The sequence below is a fragment of the Geodermatophilus dictyosporus genome (assembly GCF_900115505.1).
Taxonomy (GTDB): Bacteria; Actinomycetota; Actinomycetes; order Mycobacteriales; family Geodermatophilaceae; genus Geodermatophilus; species Geodermatophilus dictyosporus.
This window is the reverse complement of sequence record NZ_FOWQ01000006.1, coordinates 16,254-33,191: the sequence shown is the minus strand read 5'-3', so window position 1 is coordinate 33,191 and position 16,938 is coordinate 16,254. Positions and strand designations below refer to the sequence as shown.

Below are 16,938 nucleotides of genomic sequence, written 5' to 3'. Positions count from 1 at the left end.
GAGCCGGGCATGACGACGACGACCGCCGAACGGTCAGGACAGTTCACGCTCGGGGACCGCACGGTCAACCGGATCGGCTACGGGGCGATGCGGCTGTCCGGGCCCGACATCATGGGCCCGCCGGCCGACCGCGGGGCCGCCCTCGCCGTGCTGCGCCGGGCCGTCGAGCTGGGCGTAGACCACCTCGACACCAGCGACTACTACGGCCCGCACGTGACCAACGAGGTGATCCGCGAGGCGCTGCACCCCTATCCGGAGCAGCTGACCATCGTCACCAAGGTCGGCGCCCGGCGGACGCCCGACGGCGGGTGGCCCGAGGCGCTCACCCCCGACGAGCTGCGCTCCGCGGTGCAGGACAACCTCGACCACCTCGGTCTCGACGTGCTCGACGTGGTCAACCTGCGGATGCCCGGCTTCGACGCACCGGTGGAGCGCTCGCTCGCCGAGCCGTTCGAGACCCTCGCCGAGCTGCAGCAGCAGGGGCTCATCCGCCACCTCGGCGTCTCCAACGTGACGACGCAGCAGTTCGCCGAGGCGCGGTCGATCGCCCCGGTGGTGTGCGTGCAGAACCACTACAACCTCGTGCACCGCGACGACGACGCGATGGTCGACGCGCTGGCCCGCGAGGGCATCGCCTACGTGCCGTACTTCCCGCTCGGCGGCTTCACGCCGCTGCAGTCGGCGGCGCTGGAGACCGTGGCCCGGCGGCTGGAGACGACGCCGATGCAGGTGGCGCTGGCCTGGCTGCTGGCCCGCTCACCGAACCTGCTGCTCATCCCGGGCACCTCGTCGGTGACCCACCTGGAGGAGAACCTGCAGGCCGCGGCGCGGGTGCTCGGTCCGGTGGAGCTGCAGGAGCTCGACCGCATCGGCGGTACCGGCGAGCCCGACACCGACTTGTAGGCCGTACTGGAACGGCCCCCGTGCAGGGTCCCGCCCCGAGCGGTCAGCGGCCTCCCTGCAGGGTCCCGCCGCGAGCGTGCGAGCGGTGGGGGGCAGGGAGGTCCTTCCAGGGGGGCACGGGGACCGTTCTCAGTCCGCGTCGTTCGCCAGCAGGGCGCGGGCCTCGGCGGCCTCGTCGTCGTCGAAGCCGACGGCGCCGCTGGTGCCGCGCTGGGCGACCTGGGCGTCGATCCACCGGCGGTGTGCCTCCCACGCCGACTGGCGGGTGGCACCCAGCGCCCGGCCGATCTGCGCCCAGGAGGCGCCGGTGGTGCGCGCGGTGCGGACGGTGAGCTGACGCCCCTGCGTGGCGCGCCGCGCGATCACCTCGCCGAGCGCCAGCAGCTCCAAGGACTCCTCGCGCGACAGCGGCCGCGGCCCGGCCGGGTCCTCGGGGTCGGCCAGCGACTCCCGGGTGCGCAGCTCCTCGTACCGGAGGACCGCGCTGCCCAGGGTGTGCGCGCGTTCCAGGTCGTCGACGTCCACGACCCAGCGTCCGTCAGGACACCCTGACAGTCAAGGTGTCCTGACACAGGTGTGACGCCTGCCCGCGCGGGGCACGGCCCGACCCACCACCATGACGGTGCGCAGCACGCAGGTGCTGCCCGAGCGGAAGGAACCTCCCGTGGCCGGTGGACTCGTGGCCCTGTTCGACGACGTGGCGCTGCTGGCGCGCGCCGCCGCCGCCTCCATCGACGACGTCGGGGCCGCTGCCGGGCGGGCCGGCGTGAAGGCCGCCGGTGTCGTCGTCGACGACACCGCGGTCACCCCGCAGTACGTCCGCGGCCTGTCCGCCGACCGCGAGATCCCGATCATCCGGAAGATCGCCCTCGGGTCGCTGCGCAACAAGCTGCTGATCATCCTCCCGGCGATCCTGCTGCTCAGCCAGTTCCTGCCCTGGGCGCTCACCCCGATCCTCATGCTCGGCGGCGCCTACCTCTGCTACGAGGGCGCCGAGAAGGTGTGGCACCGGATCAAGGGCGGCCACGACGAGCACGGGTCCGTCGAGGAGGCGCTGCCGGACGAGAAGACCATCGTGTCCGGGGCCGTGCGCACCGACTTCATCCTGTCGGCGGAGATCATGGTCATCTCGCTGAACGAGGTGGCCAGCGAGGCGTTCTGGTCCCGGACGATCATCCTCGCGGTCGTCGCCGTCGCCATCACCGTCCTGGTGTACGGCGTCGTCGGGCTGATCGTGAAGATGGACGACGCCGGCCTGCGGCTGTCCCAGTCGTCGAAGAAGGGCGTCGCCGGGCTCGGCCGCGGCCTGGTCAAGGGCATGCCGAAGCTGCTCACCGCCCTCACCGTGGTCGGCACCGCCGCGATGCTGTGGGTGGGCGGCCACATCCTGCTCGTGGGCAGCGACGAGCTCGGCTTCCACGCCCTCTACGGCGCCCTGCACCACGTGGAGGAGGTCGTGCACGAGGCCACCGGGGCCCTGGGCGGGGTCCTCGCGTGGGTCGTCGACACGCTGGCCAGCGCGCTGGTGGGCCTCGTCGTCGGCGCCCTGGTCGTGCTGGTCGTGAGCCTCACGCTGCACCGGCGCAAGGGGCACGGCGCGGAGGCGACCGGGGCGCACTGACCCGACGCGGCGTCAGCGGGCCCGGGCGACCCGCGCCTCGTCGAACACCGGCTCGACCGACTCGTACACCCGGCCGTCGGCGCCGAAGACGAGGAACCGGTCGAACGAGCGGGCGAACCAGCGGTCGTGGGTCACCGCGAGCACCGTGCCGTCGAAGGCGGCCAGGGCCTCCTCCAGCGCCTCGGCGGAGAGCACGTCGAGGTTGTCGGTGGGCTCGTCGAGCAGCAGCAGCGTCGCACCGGAGAGCTCCAGCATCACCACCTGCAGCCGCGCCTGCTGCCCGCCGGACAGGGTCCGGAACGGCTGGTCGGCGACGGCGGTGAGCCCGTAGCGGCGCAGCACCGCCATGGCGCGGCCGCGGTCGACGCCCGGCCGGCCCGGCTCGCCGTGCCAGAGGAGGTCCACCGGCGTCCGGTCCAGCCACTCCGGGTGCGCGTGGGTCTGGGCGAAGAACCCAGGGACGACGCGCGCACCCAGCCGCCACGCGCCCGAGTGCGCGACGTCCTGGCCGGCCAGCAGCCGCAGGAAGTGCGACTTGCCCGCACCGTTGGCGCCCAGGACGCCGACCCGGTCGCCGTACCAGACCTCCAGGTCGAAGGGGCGCATCAGCCCGGACAGCTCCAGCTGCTCGGCCACGACCGCCCGGACGCCGGTGCGCCCCCCGCGCAGCCGCATGCTGACCTCCTGCTCCGGCGGCTTCTCCGGCGGCGGACCGTCGGCCTCGAACTTCGCCAGCCGGGTCTGCATCGCGCGGTACCGGCTGGCCATGTCCGGGGAGTTGGCCGCCTGCTGCTGCAGCGTGCGCACCAGGTCGACCAGCCGCTGGTGCTCCTCCTCCCAGCGGCGGCGCAGCTCGGCCATCCGCTCGTGCCGCGCGCTGCGGGCCTCGGCGTAGCCGGCGAACCCGCCGCCGTGCACCCACGCCGTCCCGCCCTCGACGGTGACCACCCGGTCGGCGACGGTCGCGAGCAGCTCGCGGTCGTGGCTGACGAACAGCACCGTCTTGCGGGTCTCGCGCAGCCGCTGCTCCAGCCAGCGCTTGCCCGGCACGTCGAGGTAGTTGTCCGGCTCGTCGAGCAGGAGCACCTGCTCGGGCCCGCGCAGCAGCGCCTCGAGCGCCAGCCGCTTCTGCTCGCCGCCCGACAGCGTCGACAGCTCGCGGTACTTGCACCGGTCGTAGGGCACGCCCAGCGCGGCGACGGTCACGGTGTCCCAGGTGACCTCGGTGTCGTACCCGCCGACGTCGCCCCACTGCGCGAGCGCGTCGGCGTAGGCGAGCTGCGCGGGCTCGTCGTCGGTCTCCATGAGGGCGAGCTCGGCGGCCTCGACGGCGTCCCAGGCGGCCCGCACCGCGGGGGCGGCGAGGTCGACGAGGAAGCGCTGCACGGTGGTGTCGTCGCGCACCGAGCCGATGAACTGCCGCATGACGCCGAGGCCGCCGCTGCGCGAGACGGTCCCGGCCTCGGGGACGAGGTCGCCGGCGACGATCCGCAGGAGCGTGGTCTTGCCGGCGCCGTTCTCGCCGACCAGCGCCGCGCGGGCGCCGTCGCCGACGCGGAAGGAGACGTCGTCCAGCAGCACGCGGCCGTCCGGCAGCGTGTGCCGCACCCCGCTCACGTCGACCGATCCCACCCGGTCATCGTCCGGGACGGGGCAAGCGGGTTCCGACCCGCCTCAGGCCACGGTCTCCAGGCGGGTGCGGGCCAGCCGCTCGACCAGCTCGGGCAGCGCGGTGGCCGGGACGCCGCTGAGGTCGCGCCGGCAGGACCGGACGACGGTGCCGACCACCTGCGGGCGCACCCGCGGGCGGAACTCGTCCACGAGACGGGCCACCGCGAGCTCCACGGCGGTGTCGTGGGCGATGTCGTCGGTCAGCGTCATGCGGCGGGGTCCCCCTCGTCCGATCCCGTTTCGTTACCGGGGACAGCGTGGCGGACCGGACCGCTCGGGACCAGGGACCAAGGTCACGGCCCACCCGCGGCTCAGGGGGCGAAGAACGCGTTCCCCCCGCCGGCCGTCAGGGCGGCCGCGTCCCGCACCAGCGCCGCCAGCTCGCCGGCGTCGACCCGGTCGAGGGAGGTGAACCGGACGCAGCTGCGCCCGCACGACACCCGCCCGAGCCGCTCCGCGCGCGCCTCCGGCAGGTACGCGCCGTCGACGACCGCGCAGACGTAGAGCGACAGGTGCCGCTTCTGCGCGGCCAGCGACACCAGCGGCCACCGCGTGGCCTCCCTCGCCGACCGCGGCCGGTAGGGCAGCAGCCCGTAGCCGAGCACGGTCCCCGACCCGGCCGGGACGAGCTCGCGGTCCAGGCCGGGTGCGGCCTCGCGCACCAGCGCGTCGACCCGGCGCAGCTCCGCCTCGCGCGGGCCGGCCGCGGCGAACCACTCCTCCACCGCGTCGGTCACGGCAGCCTCCTCACCCGAGCAGGAGGGACAGCACGGTCGCGGCCGTGGCCAGCACCATCGCCAGCACGACCACCGCGGCCACCAGCCGCCGCCGGCGTCGCGCCCCCGGTCCGCCGGCCCCGCCCATCCCCAGCACGGGCGGCACGCTACCGCCGGGCACCGACGGGACCGGCCGGCCGCCGTCCCCAGAGCAGGGTGTCCAGCGCGGCGCCGGCCGGCGTCTCGCGGGTCACCTGCTCGAGCCGGTCGACGTCGAGCAGCCCGGCCACCGGCGCGAGCCGGCCGGTGCTGTGCAGGATCCCCGGGTCCTGCGGCCCGCCGACGCCGGCGGTGAGGTTGCCGAGGTCGTGGCCGAGCAGCAGGAGCCGGCCGCCCGGGCGCAGCCAGCCGACCGCGCGCCGCAGCACGTCGGTCATCGGCGGGTCCGGCAGGTGCAGGTAGGCGACGAGCACCAGGTCGGCGGACGCGGGAGCGGCGTCCCAGGCGGTGACGTCGGCGGTCACCCAGGTGACCCGGTCGGCGCCGGGCTGCGCCTCCCCGCGGGCCAGGCCGGTGGCGGAGAAGTCGACGGCGGTGACCCGCCAGCCGCGGCCGGCCAGCCACAGCGCGTGCCGCCCCTCCCCCGCCGCGAGGTCGACCGCGGTCCCCGGCGGCAGGTCCCGCAGCAGCTCGGCGACCAGCGCGTTCGGCTCGGCCGACCACTGCTGGCGCTCGGCGTAGCGGGCGTCCCAGTCCTCGGCGCGCACGCCGGCGAGTGTGGCAGCGCCCGAGCCCGTGCACCCGCCGGGCGGGCGGGCCAGGCTGGGCCGGTGAGCGCCGACGCGTCGGTCCGGCTGGTGCCGTTCGAGCCCGAGCACCTCCTCGCCGTCCTCCCCTGGTTCGACGACCCCGACACCCGGCGCCGGCTGGGCGGGCCGGAGTGGCCGGAGCGGGAGCTGGTGCTGCGCGACGCCGCGCGCGACGAGGAGTTCCGCGGCCGCCGGGTGCTGCGCTCGCACACCTTCGTCGCGCTCGACGACGACGGCCGCCTCGTCGCGCAGGTCGGCGGCGACGTCTACGACCGGTGGACCGTCTGGGACCCGGCGGCCGAGCGGGTGGTCACGACCGACCCCCGGCGCAGCATGGGCGCCGCCTACGTCGTCGCGCCGGGCTGCCGCGGCCGCGGGTACGGCAGCGCGACGCTGCGGGCGCTGGTGGACGCGCCGGAGACCGCCGACGTCGAGCTGTTCGTGCTGGGCATCGAGCCGGACAACGCCGCCAGCCTGGGCGCCGCCGCGGCCGCCGGCTTCACCCCGCTGACCACCGAGCCCGACGCCGAGGACATGGTCTACGTGCGCCGCGAGCGCCGGCCGCCGTCCGCCTGAGGCAGGCTGCGGGCATGACGGTGCCCCGCGTGTCGCCCCGGGAGGTCGCACTGCTGCGGCTGGTGGCCCAGCGGGTGGCCGGCCCGCCGTTCCCCGACGCCGCGGCCGCCGTCCGCGGGCTGCTCGCCGTCCAGGGGCAGGACCTGCCGGGCGCGCTGACGTCGGTGGCGCTGCGGACCGCCGGCCGGTCGAGGGCCGGGGTCGCCGCGGCGCTGGACGCCGGGGACGTCGTCCGCTCGTGGCCGATGCGCGGCACGCTGCACCTGACCGCCGCCGAGGACCTGCCCTGGCTGCTCGACCTGCTCGGCGGCCGCGTGCTGGCCGGGGCGGCGCGGCGGCGGGCCGTCGTCGGGCTGACGCCCGAGGACCTGGAGCGGGCGCGCGGGGTGGCGGTCGCCGCGCTGTCCGGCGGCCGCCGGCTGGGCCGCCGCGAGCTGCTGGCCGCGCTGGCCGACGGCGGCTGCGACGTCGCCGGGCAGAAGGGCTACCACTCACTGTGGTTCCTCGCCCAGACCGGCACGCTGGTCCTCGGCCCTCCCGAGGGCACCGACCAGGCCTTCGTGCTGCTCGACGAGTGGGTGCGCGCGCCCCGCAGGCTCGCCGGCGAGGAGGCGCTCGCCGAGCTCGCCCTGCGCTTCTTCACCGGGCACGGCCCGGCCACCGTGGCCGACCTGGTGCGCTGGGCCGGGACGACGGTGCGCGACGCCCGGGCCGGCCTGGCGCTCGTGCGCGACCGGCTGGGAGCCGTCGACGTCGAGGGCACCGAGGCCTTCCTGGACCCGGAGGTGCCCGAGCGGCTGGCCGCCTGCCGCGCGGAGGCCGAGGGCCTGCACCTGCTGCCCGGCTTCGACGAGGTCGTCCTGGGCTACGCCGACCGCTCCTGCACGGTGCCGCCGGAGCACGCCGACCGCATCGTCCCCGGCGGCAACGGGGTCTTCCGGCCCACGGTGGTCGTCGGGGGCCGGGCGGTGGGCACCTGGCGGTGGACCGGCACGGGCGCCCGCCGCCGGGTCGAGACCGAGCCGTTCGCCGCGTTCCCCGACGGCGTCGCCGACCGCGTCCCGGAGCTGGCCGCCGCCCTGCCCTGAGGCTGCCTCCCGGGGGTCGTGGCGCACCTGGTCGGACAGGACCAGGTCGGGCTCGGGCGCCGCGATCGCCTCCAGGTCGGGCTCGGCGATGGTGCCCACGGTCGTGATGTCGGCAGCCGAGGACGACGACCCGCTCGGGGGTGCCGGTGACCTCGCTCTCCCCCACCGCGTGCTCGACCGTGCGGGTCTCCTCCGCGGGCGCCGCCTCGGCCGCCTCGCCGGTGCCCCCGCAGCCGCTCAGCGCCAGCGCGCCGAGCACCGCACCCGTCACCGTGGCGGGTCCCCGTCGTCTCCGGAGCACCATCGCCCTCCCTCCGGTCGCCGGGCCGTCCGGCGACCGGAGACGAACTCAAGGGCTGCCTTGCCCGGGTCGACGTGCCGGGGTCACGACCTGCGCTCGACGAGGAACACCGGGATGACCCGGTCGGTCCTGCGCTGGTACTCGGCGTAGGGCGGGTAGGCGGCCACCGCGCGCCCCCACCACTGCGCCTTCTCCTCGCCGGTGACCTCCCGGGCGACGCCGTCCCACGGCTCCGGGCCGTCCTGGACCGTCACCTGGTCGGGGTGCGCCCGCAGGTTGGCCACCCAGGCGGGGTCCTTCGGCGCCCCGCCCTGCGAGCCGACCATCGCGTAGACGCCGTCGTGCTCCACCCGCATCAGCGGCTGCTTGCGGACCTTGCCGGTCCGCGCCCCGCGCGTGGAGAAGACCACCACCGGCAGGCCGGTGTCGAGCAGCGTGTTGGCCTCCCGGCCGCCGGTGGCCTCGTAGCGCTCCACCTGCTCACGCACCCACTGCTGCGAGCTGGGCTCGTACTCCCCTTCGAGTGGCATGCGCCCGACCGTAGTCAGCGCGCCGAGTGGTCGATGGCGTGCGGCACGAAGAAGCTGAGGTTGTCGGTGATCAGCCCGTCGCTCTCGCGGATCCCGAGACCGGCCGGCTCGCCGTCGACCACCCAGGCGCCCAGCACCGGGTGGTGCGGGCCGTCGACGCCGGGGAAGTCCGGCAGCGGCGCGAACTCCTGCACGACGAACCCCTCGGTGCCGTACCGGCCGGGCATCGCGGTGACCACCTGCCCGTCGCGGACGATCTCGACGTTGGCGCCCTCGCGGCCCCACAGCGGCTTGCGCACGTAGTCCCGCCAGCTGGAGGGCACCTCGTCGGCGAAGTAGGCCGGCAGCAGCAGCCGGGAGAGCACCGGGTCGCCGCCGAAGAGCCGCCACAACACCGGCAGCAGCGCCTTGGTGCTCCACAGCATCTTGTAGACCGGCTCGACCCAGGTGGTGCCGCCGGGGCGGGCGGCGTCGGCGAGGACGGCGGCGCCGAACTCGTCCTCGATCAGCCACTCCCAGGGGTAGAGCTTGAAGACGACGTCGAGGTGGCGGCCCTGCGGGTCGTAGAAGCGGCCGTCGCCCGGGTCGAGCGCGATGTCCTCGACCACCAGCTCGACCGCCTCGTACCCGGCCTGCACGACGGTGTCCATGAGGTAGGCGACGGTCATCCGGTCCTCGCCGGAGGACTCCTCGCTGGTCCACGCCAGGTGCACCCGCGGGCGGACGCCGGTGCGCCGCTCCCACCGCGTCAGGTTGCGCTGCCAGGCGGCGACGAGCTTCTCGTGCAGCGCGTTCCACTGGTCGCGGCCCTGCCCGGTGAACAGGTGCCAGTTCCACTGCGTGACCGCCGACTCGACCAGCCCGGTCGGGGTGTCGGCGTTGAACTCCAGCAGCCTCGGCGGGCCGGAGCCGTCGTAGCGCAGGTCGAAGCGGCCGTAGACGCTGGGCGGCTCGGTCTCCCAGGTGGTGCGGATGCCCGAGCGGGCGATGAGCGGGATGCCCATCCGGTCGAACAGGTCGTGCTCGACGACGTGGTCGCCCGCGGCCACGCACATCTCGAAGAGCTGGGCCACCCAGCCCTCCAGCCGCGCCACCTCGGCGGCGGTGAAGTCGTAGAAGGGGCCCTCGCGCCAGTAGCTGCGCACCTCACCGCCGGGCAGGTGGGTCTTGTTGTAGACCAGTCCCTGGGCCTCGACCTCGGCCTCCCACCCGGGCCGGACGACGCCGCCCTCGACGCGCCGCACGGCTCAGGAGCCGGAGCCCGAGCCGCCGGCGCCCGAGCCGATGCCGCCGGTCACCCGCTGCCCCCCGGTGACCTTGCCGGTGCCGGGCAGCCCGTAGCGCTGGCGGGCGGCGCTGTCCGCGGGGTTCACGCGGGTGCCGCCGGCGGGCAGCACCGTGCCGACCGGCAGGCCGGGGCGGAAGGCGCCGAGGTAGAGGAAGAACAGCCCGCCGCCGCCGCGGTAGTCGTCGTCGCAGTAGTCGTCGTCGACGATCTCGCCGTCCTCGTTGGTGCAGTAGGCGACCTGCTCCTCCTCGTCCTCGGTGCCGCAGCCGGCGAGGAAGCCGGTGGCGGCGGTCGCCAGGACCGTCGTGGTCAGGGCGCCGCGCACCCGGTTCGAGAACGCCATGGACCCCTCCCGGCTCGGTGGACGCCCCGACCCTAGGGCCATCCCCGCACCGGGACCGTCCCCGGGCGGCGCGGACGATCCCGTACCGCTAGCGTCCGGGGCGACGCCCAGTCCCCGGGGAGGCGCGATGACCGCCAAGGAGCCCGCCGAGATCGCACGGGTCGCCAGCTCGACCGGCGCGAAGAAGGTGCACCGCACCTGGGACCGGGTGCTGGTGAGCGCCTTCCTCGCCGGCGCCTACATCTCCTTCGGGGCGCTGGTCGCGATCACCGTGTCCTCGGGGCTGGCCGCGGAGACCTGGGGCACGCTGCCCACGCTGTTCATGGGGGCGGCCTTCACCCTCGGCCTGGTGCTCGTGCTGATCGCCGGCTCCGACCTGGCCACCGGCAACATGATGCTGGTCCCGCTGGGCGCCATGAACGGCAAGATCGCGGTCGGGGACGTCGTCCGGAACCTCACCCTGGTGCTGCTCGGCAACCTGCTGGGGGCGCTGTTCGTCGCCTACTTCCTCGCGGTGTCCACCGGTGTCATCGGCGACCCGGAGAGCACCGGCAGTGCGGGGCTGACCTTCGCCCGGCTGGCGGAGATCGCCGACGGCAAGACCCACCACACCGCGTGGGAGACGTTCCTGCGGGGCCTCGGGTGCAACTGGCTGGTCTGCCTGGCGGTGTGGATGTCGCTGGCGTCCTCGAGCGTCTCGGGCAAGATCCTGGCGGTCTTCTTCCCGGTCATGGCCTTCGTCGCGATGGGCTTCGACCACGTCGTCGCCAACATGTTCTTCCTGCCGGCCGCGGTGTTCGCCGGCGTCGAGGGCGCCAACTGGGGCGACACCCTGCTCAACTGGTCGCTGGCCGGCGTGGGCAACCTGGTCGGCGCGGTCGTGTTCGTCGGGACGTCGTACTGGTACCTGTTCCTGCGCGACCAGCCCGACGCCGCCCCGCAGACCGCCGCCGAGCCGGCGGAGCGCGCCTGAGAGCCGCCGTCGCTACGGTCGCCGGCGTGAGCCAGCCCAGCGCCACCCCCACGCCCGACGACGACGCCGCGGCGGCCGCGGCCCGGATCGCGGCCGGGTACGCCGTCGGGGGCCCGGCCCTCGACCTCGGTGCCGTGCACGCCGGCGGGCGGACCCACCCGGACGAGCAGGTGCGGCTGCCGCTGGCGGCGCTCAACCGGCACGGCCTGATCGCCGGCGCCACCGGCACCGGCAAGACCCGGACGCTGCAGCTGATGGCCGAGCAGCTGTCGGCGGCCGGGGTGCCGGTCGTGCTGGCCGACCTCAAGGGCGACCTGGCGGGCCTGGCCCGGCCCGGGGAGGCCACCGAGCGGGTCACCCGGCGCGCGGCCGACACCGGCGACCCGTGGCAGCCCACCGGGTTCCCCGTCGAGTACCTGGCCCTCGGCGGCCTGGGCACCGGCGTGCCGGTGCGGGCGACGGTCAGCGACTTCGGCCCCGTGCTGCTGGCCAAGGTGCTCGACCTCAACGCCACCCAGGAGAGCTCCCTGGGGCTGGTGTTCCACCACGCCGACGCCGCCGGCCTGCCGCTGCTCGACCTGGCCGACCTGCGCGCGCTGCTCACCTGGCTGACCGGCACGGAGGGCAAGGAGGAGCTGGCCGGCCTGGGCGGGCTGTCCAGGGCCACGGCGGGGGTGATCCTGCGCGAGCTCGTGGCGCTGGAGGACCTCGGCGGCGACGTCTTCTTCGGCGAGCCCGCCTTCGACCCCGACGACCTCATCCGCACCGCGTCCGACGGCCGCGGCGTCATCAGCGCCGTGGAGCTGCCCGCCGTCGCCGACCGGCCGGCGCTGTTCTCCACGTTCCTGGTGTGGCTGCTCGCCGAGCTGTTCGAGCAGCTGCCCGAGGTGGGCGACCTGGAGAAGCCGAAGGTGGTCTTCTTCCTCGACGAGGCGCACCTGCTCTTCCGCGGCGCGAGCAAGGCGTTCCTCACCGCGGTCACCCAGACCGTGCGGCTGATCCGGTCCAAGGGCGTCGGCGTCTTCCTCGTCACCCAGCAGCCCACCGACGTCCCCTCCGACGTGCTCGGCCAGCTGGGCAACCGGGTGCAGCACGCGCTGCGCGCCTTCACCCCCGAGGACGCCGACGCGCTCAGGAAGACGGTCCGGACGTTCCCCCGCAGCGACGTCTACGACGACGTGGCCGGCCTGCTGACGTCGCTGGGCACCGGCGAGGCGGCGGTCACCGTGCTGTCCGAGCGCGGCGCACCCACCCCGCTGGCGTGGACGGTGCTCCGCGCGCCGCGGGCCGGCATGGGCACCGTGCCGCCCGGGGAGATGGCCGCGGCCGTGGCCGCCTCACCGCTGCAGCCGCGCTACGGCACCCCCGTCGACCGCGAGTCGGCGCGCGAGCTGCTCGCCGCCCGGCTCGCGCCGGCGCCGGCGGCGCCCCGGGCGGAGCCGGTCCCGCGGGAGGAGCCGGCGCCCCGGCGTCGAGGCGGGCGACCCGAGGAGCCCGGCGACGGCGGCGTGCTGTCCGACGTCATGGCCTCCCCGGTGTTCCGCTCCTTCGCGCGCTCGGCGGCCTCGGCGCTGGGCCGCGAGCTCACCCGCGGCCTGTTCGGCACCCGCCGCCGCCGTCGCTGAGCGACCCGCGTCCCGGCCGGCCCGGGTCGCGGCGCCGGGGAGCCGGTGGCACGGTCGGGTCCGCACACCGGAGCGGAGGGCAGCCACAGCATGCGGTACAGGGAGGGCGGCCGGCTCGACACCTCGCACGTCCAGGACCGGCGGCGCGGGGGCGGCCGGGGGCTGGCCGTCGGCGGCGGCGGGCTCGGGCTGGTCGGCGTCCTCGTCGTCGTGCTGTTCCAGGTCCTCGGCGGCGGTGACAGCAGCGCGGCCCTCGGGGCGCTGGCCGGGCTGGGCGAGGGCGAGACGGCCGACAACAGCGTGCTCGAGCAGTCCTGCGACGAGACCGGTGACGCGAACGACTCGGTGGAGTGCGCGGTCCTCGCCGACATCGACTCGATCCAGGACTACTGGTCGCAGGAGCTCGGCGCGCAGTACGTGCCCACCGACACCGTCTACTTCTCCGGCCGGACGCCGACCGGCTGCGGCGGCGCCACCAGCGGCTCGGGCCCGTTCTACTGCCCGGCCGACCAGCTGGTGTACATCGACCTGTCGTTCTTCGACACGCTGCGCTCGCAGTTCGGCGCCGAGGGCGGGGCGTTCCCCAACGCCTACGTGCTGGCCCACGAGTACGGCCACCACGTGCAGAACCTGCTCGGCGCCAACCGGCTGGTGACGCCCGGCGAGACCGGCCCGACCAGCGGCACCGTGCGGCTGGAGCTGCAGGCCGACTGCTACGCCGGCGCCTGGGCGAACCACGCCGAGACGGTGCCCGACGCCTCCGGCGCGCCGCTGATCGAGGAGATCACCCAGGACGACGTCGACCGCGCGCTGGACACCGCCGGCCGGATCGGCGACGACTTCATCCAGGAGAACCTCGGCGGGGGCACCGTGGACCAGGACACCTTCACGCACGGCTCGTCGGAGCAGCGCCAGCGCTGGTTCCTCACCGGGTACGAGACCGGTGACCCGGCGCAGTGCGACACCTTCGCCACCGACGACCTGGGCTGAGCCGTGCCGGAGAACCTGAAGGTCACCCGCGACGACGCGGTCGCCGTCCTCACGATCGACCGCTCGGAGAAGCGCAACGCGCTCACCGCCGGCATGTGGGCCGCGCTGCCCGGCGTGCTGGCCGGGCTGGCCGACGACCCGGCGGTGCGGGTGCTGGTGGTGACCGGCGCCGGGCCGAGCTTCTGCGCCGGCGCCGACATCGGCGACCTGCTCGGCGGCCCCGACAGCGGAGACCCCATGGCCCAGCTGCGGCGGGACAACCTCGCCGCCCAGGCCGCGCTGCGCGACTTCCCCCGCCCGACGATCGCCATGGTGCGCGGGCACTGCATCGGCGGCGGCGTCGAGCTGGCCACGTGCTGCGACCTGCGGTTCACCGACCCGACCGGCGTCTTCGGCGTCACCCCGGCCCGGGTCGGCATCGTCTTCACCCCGACGTCGGTCCGGCAGCTGGTGCAGCTCGTGGGCCCCGCGACGGCGCGCTACCTGCTGTACTCCGGCGAGCTGCTCGACGCGGAGAACGCGCTGCGCACCGGGCTGGTCGACCGGCTGCTGCCCGCCGGCGACCTCGCCGGGGAGGTGCGCCGGTTCGCCGAGGTGCTCGCCTCGCGCTCCGCGCTGACCCAGCGGGCGGCCAAGGAGGTCGTCGCGGCGCTGGCCGACGGCCGGGACGACGAGGCGGTCCAGGCGCTGGCGGCGCGCTGGTACCGGGAGACGGCCGCCAGCGGCGAGCTGGCCGAGGGCGTGGCCGCCTTCACCGAGCGCCGCCCGCCGCGGTTCCCCTGGCGCCCCTGACCCGGACCTCCCGCGGGTCCTCCGTCGGGCGGGGCCGGGCGAGGGCCGGGCGAGGGCCGGGCGAGGGTCAGGCGAGGGCCAGGCCCCGCTCCTCGGCCTCGACCGCGGCGTTCCACTCGCGCTTCTCGGCCTGCCACCGGTCCTCGGTGCGGCCCAGCCGCCAGTAGCCCGAGACCGACATCCGCTCCGGCGGCACCCCCAGGCCGCTGCGCAGGAAGCGCCGCAGCTCGCGGACCGCGCCGGCCTCGCCGTGCACGAACGCGTGGACGTCGCCCGCGGGCAGGTCCGCGCCGCAGACGGCGGCGACCAGCGCCACGCCCGGCGCCGCGCCGCGGTGCACCCAGGTGAGCCGCACTCCGGGACCGGCGGTGAGGTCCTGCTCCTCCTCCGGGCCGTCGACCTCGACGAACACCTCGGCCCGCGCGCCGGCGGGCAGCGCCTCCAGCGCGGCGGCGATCGCCGGCAGCGCCGTCTCGTCGCCGGCGAGCAGGTGCCAGCCGGCGTCGGCGGCCGGCGTGTAGGCGCCGCCGGGGCCGAACAGCTGCAGGGTCTCCCCCGGCCGGGCCGCGGCGGCCCACGGGCCGGCGACGCCCTGGTCGCCGTGCAGGACGACGTCGACGGTGAGCTCGCCGGCATCGGCGTCCCAGGCACGCACGGTGTAGGTGCGCGTGACCGGCCACTGCTCCCGCGGCAGCCGCGCCTGGACGTCGTCGACGTCGAAGGGCGCGCCGTAGGGGGCACCGGCCGGCGGGAAGAGCAGCTTGACGTAGGAGTCGGCGTGCTCGGGCGCGAACCCGGCCAGCCCGTCGCCCCCGAGGACGACGCGGACGGTGTGCGGCGTCACGCGCGTGGTGCGCAGGACGGTCCCGGTGCGGGGCGTCCGCCTGCGGCGGGGGCGCTCGTCGGCCATGCGTGCTCCTCAGGTCAGGGAAGGCTGACCTTACTCCCGGCGACACGCGGGCCCGGCGCCGTTTCCGGACCCGACCGTCCGGGTAGGCGCTGGCCAGCGGGAACGGCAGCGTGGCCGGCGCCGCGGACGGTCCCTCGACCGCTCGCCCGGCCACCTCTCCGCACCGCTCCCGACCGGCTGCACCCGCACCCCCGGCCACGCGCTGACCTGCACACGAACCGGTGACGACCGTCGCCGGGATGTGTGGGTGATCGCGAACTGGGTAGCGCCAGCCCCGACCGAGATCCACTCAGGAGGAACGATGACCCACTCCATCGACGCCCCCCTCCCGCCGCCGCCCTCCTCGGGCGCGACCGGCTACGGGGACACGAGTACGACCTCGACCAGCACCGGCTCGCCCTCGACCACCGACGTGGCCCGGGACGAGGCCCGCAACGTCGGCCAGACGGCCAAGGAGGCCGGCAGCCAGGTCGCCTCGACCGCCGCGGACCAGGCGAAGAACGTGGTCGCCGAGACCCGGCACCAGGCCCAGAGCCTGGTCCAGCAGGGCCGCACGCAGGTCCGCCAGCAGGCCGTCACGCAGCAGCAGAAGGCCGGCCAGAGCCTGTCGAGCCTGGCCGAGCAGCTGCGCGGCATGGTCGCCGGCAACGCCCCGGCCCCCGGCCCGGCCCGCGACCTGATCGAGCAGGGCGCCGGCAGGGTCGAGGAGTTCGCGACCTTCCTGCAGAACCGGGAGCCGGCCGACCTGCTCGACGAGGTCCGCTCCTTCGCCCGCCGCAAGCCGGGCACCTTCCTGCTCGGCGCCGCCCTCGCCGGCGTGCTCGCCGGCCGGCTGACCAGTGGCGTCAAGGCCGCGCACACCAGCGACAACGGCTCGTCGCGGCGCACCGAGGCCCACCTGGCGCAGGCGCAGAACACCTACCCGCAGGGCAACTACGTGGAACCGGCGCCGACCTACTCCGGCTACGAGACCACCACCACCGGGTACGAGACGACGACCAGCGGCTACGGCCAGTCGGCGGCCACCACCGGCGCCCCGCTGCCCCCGCCGCCCTACGGGACGACGCCGCCCGAGGGCAGCGTCGTGCCGCCGGCCGCACCCGCCGGCTGGGACGACCCGGCCCGTCGCCCGGGGACGGGGGTCTGACCGTGAGCTCCCCCTACTCCGGCGCCACGCCGGTGGGCGGCTCCGGCTCCGGCTACCCGCCCGAGCCGCCGCAGGCCAACTACGCCGTGCCGCCGACCGCCGAGCAGGGCTACGCCGGCTACGAGCAGCCCACCGGCTACGAGCAGACGCCAGGCTACGAGCAGGGATCCGCCTACGACCAGGGCTACGGCGCCCACTCCGGTGAGCGCGGGACCCCGATGACCGAGACCGGTCGCCCCGACGTCGAGGGCACCTCGGTCGGGCAGCTCATCAGCGAGGTCACCACCGACCTCTCCGTGCTGATGCGCCAGGAGCTCGCGCTGGCCAAGGCCGAGATCACGGTCGAGGCCAAGAAGGCCGGCCAGGGCGCGGGCATGTTCGGCGCCGCGGGCTTCGCCGGCTACATGGTGCTGCTGTTCCTCTCCTTCGCCCTGTGGTGGGCGCTGGCGAACGTCATGGACACCGGCCTGGCCGCCCTCATCGTGGCGATCATCTGGGGCGTCATCGGCGCCATCGCCTTCGTGATGGGGCGCAAGAAGTTCCGGCAGGTCAACCCCAAGCCCGAACGGACCGTGGACACCCTCCAGCAGGTCCCCGGCGCCCTCAAGCCCCACTGACCCCCGCGGCTGCGGCCGCCTCCCCTCCCTGGAGCAGA

Annotated in this window: 20 protein-coding genes; 10 read left to right on the top strand and 10 right to left on the bottom strand. The window is 75.6% G+C overall.

Going from position 1 to position 16,938, the window contains the following annotated elements; translation table 11 throughout:
- The first annotated feature begins 9 nt into the window (after nt 1-9).
- Nucleotides 10-903 (top strand): aldo/keto reductase family oxidoreductase, encoded by an 894-nt coding sequence (locus BMZ33_RS14895; protein WP_091112030.1) that lies wholly within the window; start codon nt 10-12, stop codon nt 901-903.
- Between the two features lie 129 nt (nt 904-1,032).
- Here the strand turns inward: BMZ33_RS14895 and BMZ33_RS14890 are convergent, their stop codons facing one another.
- Nucleotides 1,033-1,428 (bottom strand): hypothetical protein, encoded by a 396-nt coding sequence (locus tag BMZ33_RS14890; protein WP_091112028.1) that lies wholly within the window; start codon nt 1,426-1,428, stop codon nt 1,033-1,035.
- Between the two features lie 139 nt (nt 1,429-1,567).
- On the opposite strand from BMZ33_RS14890, the gene BMZ33_RS14885 reads away from it, so the two are divergent.
- Nucleotides 1,568-2,524, top strand: coding sequence for a DUF808 domain-containing protein (locus BMZ33_RS14885; RefSeq protein WP_091112678.1), 957 nt, complete (start codon nt 1,568-1,570; stop codon nt 2,522-2,524).
- A 12-nt stretch (nt 2,525-2,536) separates the two neighbouring features.
- On the opposite strand, the gene BMZ33_RS14880 is transcribed toward BMZ33_RS14885, so the two are convergent.
- The 5 genes from BMZ33_RS14880 to BMZ33_RS14865 form a co-directional block, all read right to left on the bottom strand.
- Entirely contained in the window at nt 2,537-4,156 is a 1,620-nt protein-coding gene (locus BMZ33_RS14880; RefSeq protein WP_091112026.1) for an ABC-F family ATP-binding cassette domain-containing protein, read from the bottom strand.
- Nucleotides 4,157-4,198: 42 nt separating this feature from the next.
- Nucleotides 4,199-4,405 (bottom strand): hypothetical protein, encoded by a 207-nt coding sequence (locus tag BMZ33_RS14875; RefSeq protein WP_091112023.1) that lies wholly within the window; start codon nt 4,403-4,405, stop codon nt 4,199-4,201.
- 101 nt (nt 4,406-4,506) lie between these two features.
- The gene (locus BMZ33_RS14870) at nt 4,507-4,932 is read right to left on the bottom strand and encodes a DUF1801 domain-containing protein (RefSeq protein WP_091112021.1); all 426 of its coding nucleotides are present in this window, start codon (nt 4,930-4,932) and stop codon (nt 4,507-4,509) included.
- A gap of 10 nt (nt 4,933-4,942) precedes the next feature.
- The gene (locus BMZ33_RS24495) at nt 4,943-5,068 is read right to left on the bottom strand and encodes a hypothetical protein (RefSeq protein ID WP_280139226.1); all 126 of its coding nucleotides are present in this window, start codon (nt 5,066-5,068) and stop codon (nt 4,943-4,945) included.
- 10 nt (nt 5,069-5,078) lie between these two features.
- Nucleotides 5,079-5,678, bottom strand: coding sequence for a class I SAM-dependent methyltransferase (locus tag BMZ33_RS14865; RefSeq protein WP_091112675.1), 600 nt, complete (start codon nt 5,676-5,678; stop codon nt 5,079-5,081).
- 63 nt (nt 5,679-5,741) lie between these two features.
- Here BMZ33_RS14865 and BMZ33_RS14860 point away from each other — a divergent pair, with 63 nt between their 5' ends.
- Both BMZ33_RS14860 and BMZ33_RS14855 read left to right on the top strand, forming a co-directional pair.
- On the top strand, nt 5,742-6,296 hold the full coding sequence (locus BMZ33_RS14860; RefSeq protein ID WP_169064367.1) for a GNAT family N-acetyltransferase: 555 nt from the start codon (nt 5,742-5,744) through the stop codon (nt 6,294-6,296).
- Between the two features lie 14 nt (nt 6,297-6,310).
- Nucleotides 6,311-7,384 (top strand): winged helix DNA-binding domain-containing protein, encoded by a 1,074-nt coding sequence (locus BMZ33_RS14855; RefSeq protein ID WP_091112018.1) that lies wholly within the window; start codon nt 6,311-6,313, stop codon nt 7,382-7,384.
- Nucleotides 7,385-7,768: 384 nt separating this feature from the next.
- On the opposite strand, the gene BMZ33_RS14850 is transcribed toward BMZ33_RS14855, so the two are convergent.
- Genes BMZ33_RS14850 through BMZ33_RS14840 form a run of 3 tightly spaced genes read right to left on the bottom strand, consistent with a single transcriptional unit; the run spans nt 7,769 to nt 9,846 of the window.
- Nucleotides 7,769-8,215 carry a nitroreductase family deazaflavin-dependent oxidoreductase gene (locus BMZ33_RS14850; RefSeq protein WP_091112015.1) on the bottom strand — a complete coding sequence of 149 codons (447 nt, stop codon included), beginning with the start codon at nt 8,213-8,215 and terminating at the stop codon, nt 7,769-7,771.
- Nucleotides 8,216-8,229: 14 nt separating this feature from the next.
- Nucleotides 8,230-9,459 (bottom strand): glutathionylspermidine synthase family protein, encoded by a 1,230-nt coding sequence (locus BMZ33_RS14845; RefSeq protein ID WP_091112012.1) that lies wholly within the window; start codon nt 9,457-9,459, stop codon nt 8,230-8,232.
- A gap of 3 nt (nt 9,460-9,462) precedes the next feature.
- On the bottom strand, nt 9,463-9,846 hold the full coding sequence (locus BMZ33_RS14840) for a hypothetical protein (protein WP_091112010.1): 384 nt from the start codon (nt 9,844-9,846) through the stop codon (nt 9,463-9,465).
- 127 nt (nt 9,847-9,973) lie between these two features.
- Here BMZ33_RS14840 and BMZ33_RS14835 point away from each other — a divergent pair, with 127 nt between their 5' ends.
- The 4 genes from BMZ33_RS14835 to BMZ33_RS14820 all read left to right on the top strand — a co-directional run bounded on the left by BMZ33_RS14835 (nt 9,974) and on the right by BMZ33_RS14820 (nt 14,226).
- Nucleotides 9,974-10,819: a formate/nitrite transporter family protein gene (locus tag BMZ33_RS14835; protein WP_091112007.1), complete on the top strand. Its 846-nt coding sequence runs from the start codon at nt 9,974-9,976 to the stop codon at nt 10,817-10,819.
- 26 nt (nt 10,820-10,845) lie between these two features.
- Nucleotides 10,846-12,444 (top strand): helicase HerA-like domain-containing protein, encoded by a 1,599-nt coding sequence (locus tag BMZ33_RS14830; RefSeq protein WP_091112004.1) that lies wholly within the window; start codon nt 10,846-10,848, stop codon nt 12,442-12,444.
- A gap of 90 nt (nt 12,445-12,534) precedes the next feature.
- Nucleotides 12,535-13,434, top strand: coding sequence for a KPN_02809 family neutral zinc metallopeptidase (ypfJ, locus tag BMZ33_RS14825; RefSeq protein WP_091112001.1), 900 nt, complete (start codon nt 12,535-12,537; stop codon nt 13,432-13,434).
- 3 nt (nt 13,435-13,437) lie between these two features.
- Complete coding sequence (locus BMZ33_RS14820; RefSeq protein ID WP_091111999.1) at nt 13,438-14,226, top strand: enoyl-CoA hydratase/isomerase family protein; 789 nt, start codon at nt 13,438-13,440, stop codon at nt 14,224-14,226.
- Between the two features lie 67 nt (nt 14,227-14,293).
- Here BMZ33_RS14820 and BMZ33_RS14815 read toward each other — a convergent pair whose 3' ends face one another.
- Nucleotides 14,294-15,136, bottom strand: a complete 843-nt coding sequence (locus tag BMZ33_RS14815; RefSeq protein ID WP_091111996.1) for a siderophore-interacting protein — start codon at nt 15,134-15,136, stop codon at nt 14,294-14,296.
- A 301-nt stretch (nt 15,137-15,437) separates the two neighbouring features.
- Here BMZ33_RS14815 and BMZ33_RS14810 point away from each other — a divergent pair, with 301 nt between their 5' ends.
- A complete protein-coding gene (locus BMZ33_RS14810) occupies nt 15,438-16,283 on the top strand; it encodes a hypothetical protein (RefSeq protein WP_091111993.1) in 846 nt (281 codons plus the stop codon).
- A 2-nt stretch (nt 16,284-16,285) separates the two neighbouring features.
- Nucleotides 16,286-16,900 carry a phage holin family protein gene (locus BMZ33_RS23375; RefSeq protein WP_169064366.1) on the top strand — a complete coding sequence of 205 codons (615 nt, stop codon included), beginning with the start codon at nt 16,286-16,288 and terminating at the stop codon, nt 16,898-16,900.
- Nucleotides 16,901-16,938: the final 38 nt, after the last annotated feature.

Coding starts and splice junctions, on each gene's coding strand:
- BMZ33_RS14895 (WP_091112030.1), top strand. CDS start 10: ATGACGACGACGACCGCCGAACGGTCAGGACAGTTCACGCTCGGGGAC.
- BMZ33_RS14875 (WP_091112023.1), bottom strand. CDS start 4,405: ATGACGCTGACCGACGACATCGCCCACGACACCGCCGTGGAGCTCGCG.
- BMZ33_RS14815 (WP_091111996.1), bottom strand. CDS start 15,136: ATGGCCGACGAGCGCCCCCGCCGCAGGCGGACGCCCCGCACCGGGACC.
- BMZ33_RS14810 (WP_091111993.1), top strand. CDS start 15,438: ATGACCCACTCCATCGACGCCCCCCTCCCGCCGCCGCCCTCCTCGGGC.
- BMZ33_RS14840 (WP_091112010.1), bottom strand. CDS start 9,846: ATGGCGTTCTCGAACCGGGTGCGCGGCGCCCTGACCACGACGGTCCTG.
- BMZ33_RS14855 (WP_091112018.1), top strand. CDS start 6,311: ATGACGGTGCCCCGCGTGTCGCCCCGGGAGGTCGCACTGCTGCGGCTG.
- BMZ33_RS14850 (WP_091112015.1), bottom strand. CDS start 8,215: ATGCCACTCGAAGGGGAGTACGAGCCCAGCTCGCAGCAGTGGGTGCGT.
- BMZ33_RS14835 (WP_091112007.1), top strand. CDS start 9,974: ATGACCGCCAAGGAGCCCGCCGAGATCGCACGGGTCGCCAGCTCGACC.
- ypfJ (WP_091112001.1), top strand. CDS start 12,535: ATGCGGTACAGGGAGGGCGGCCGGCTCGACACCTCGCACGTCCAGGAC.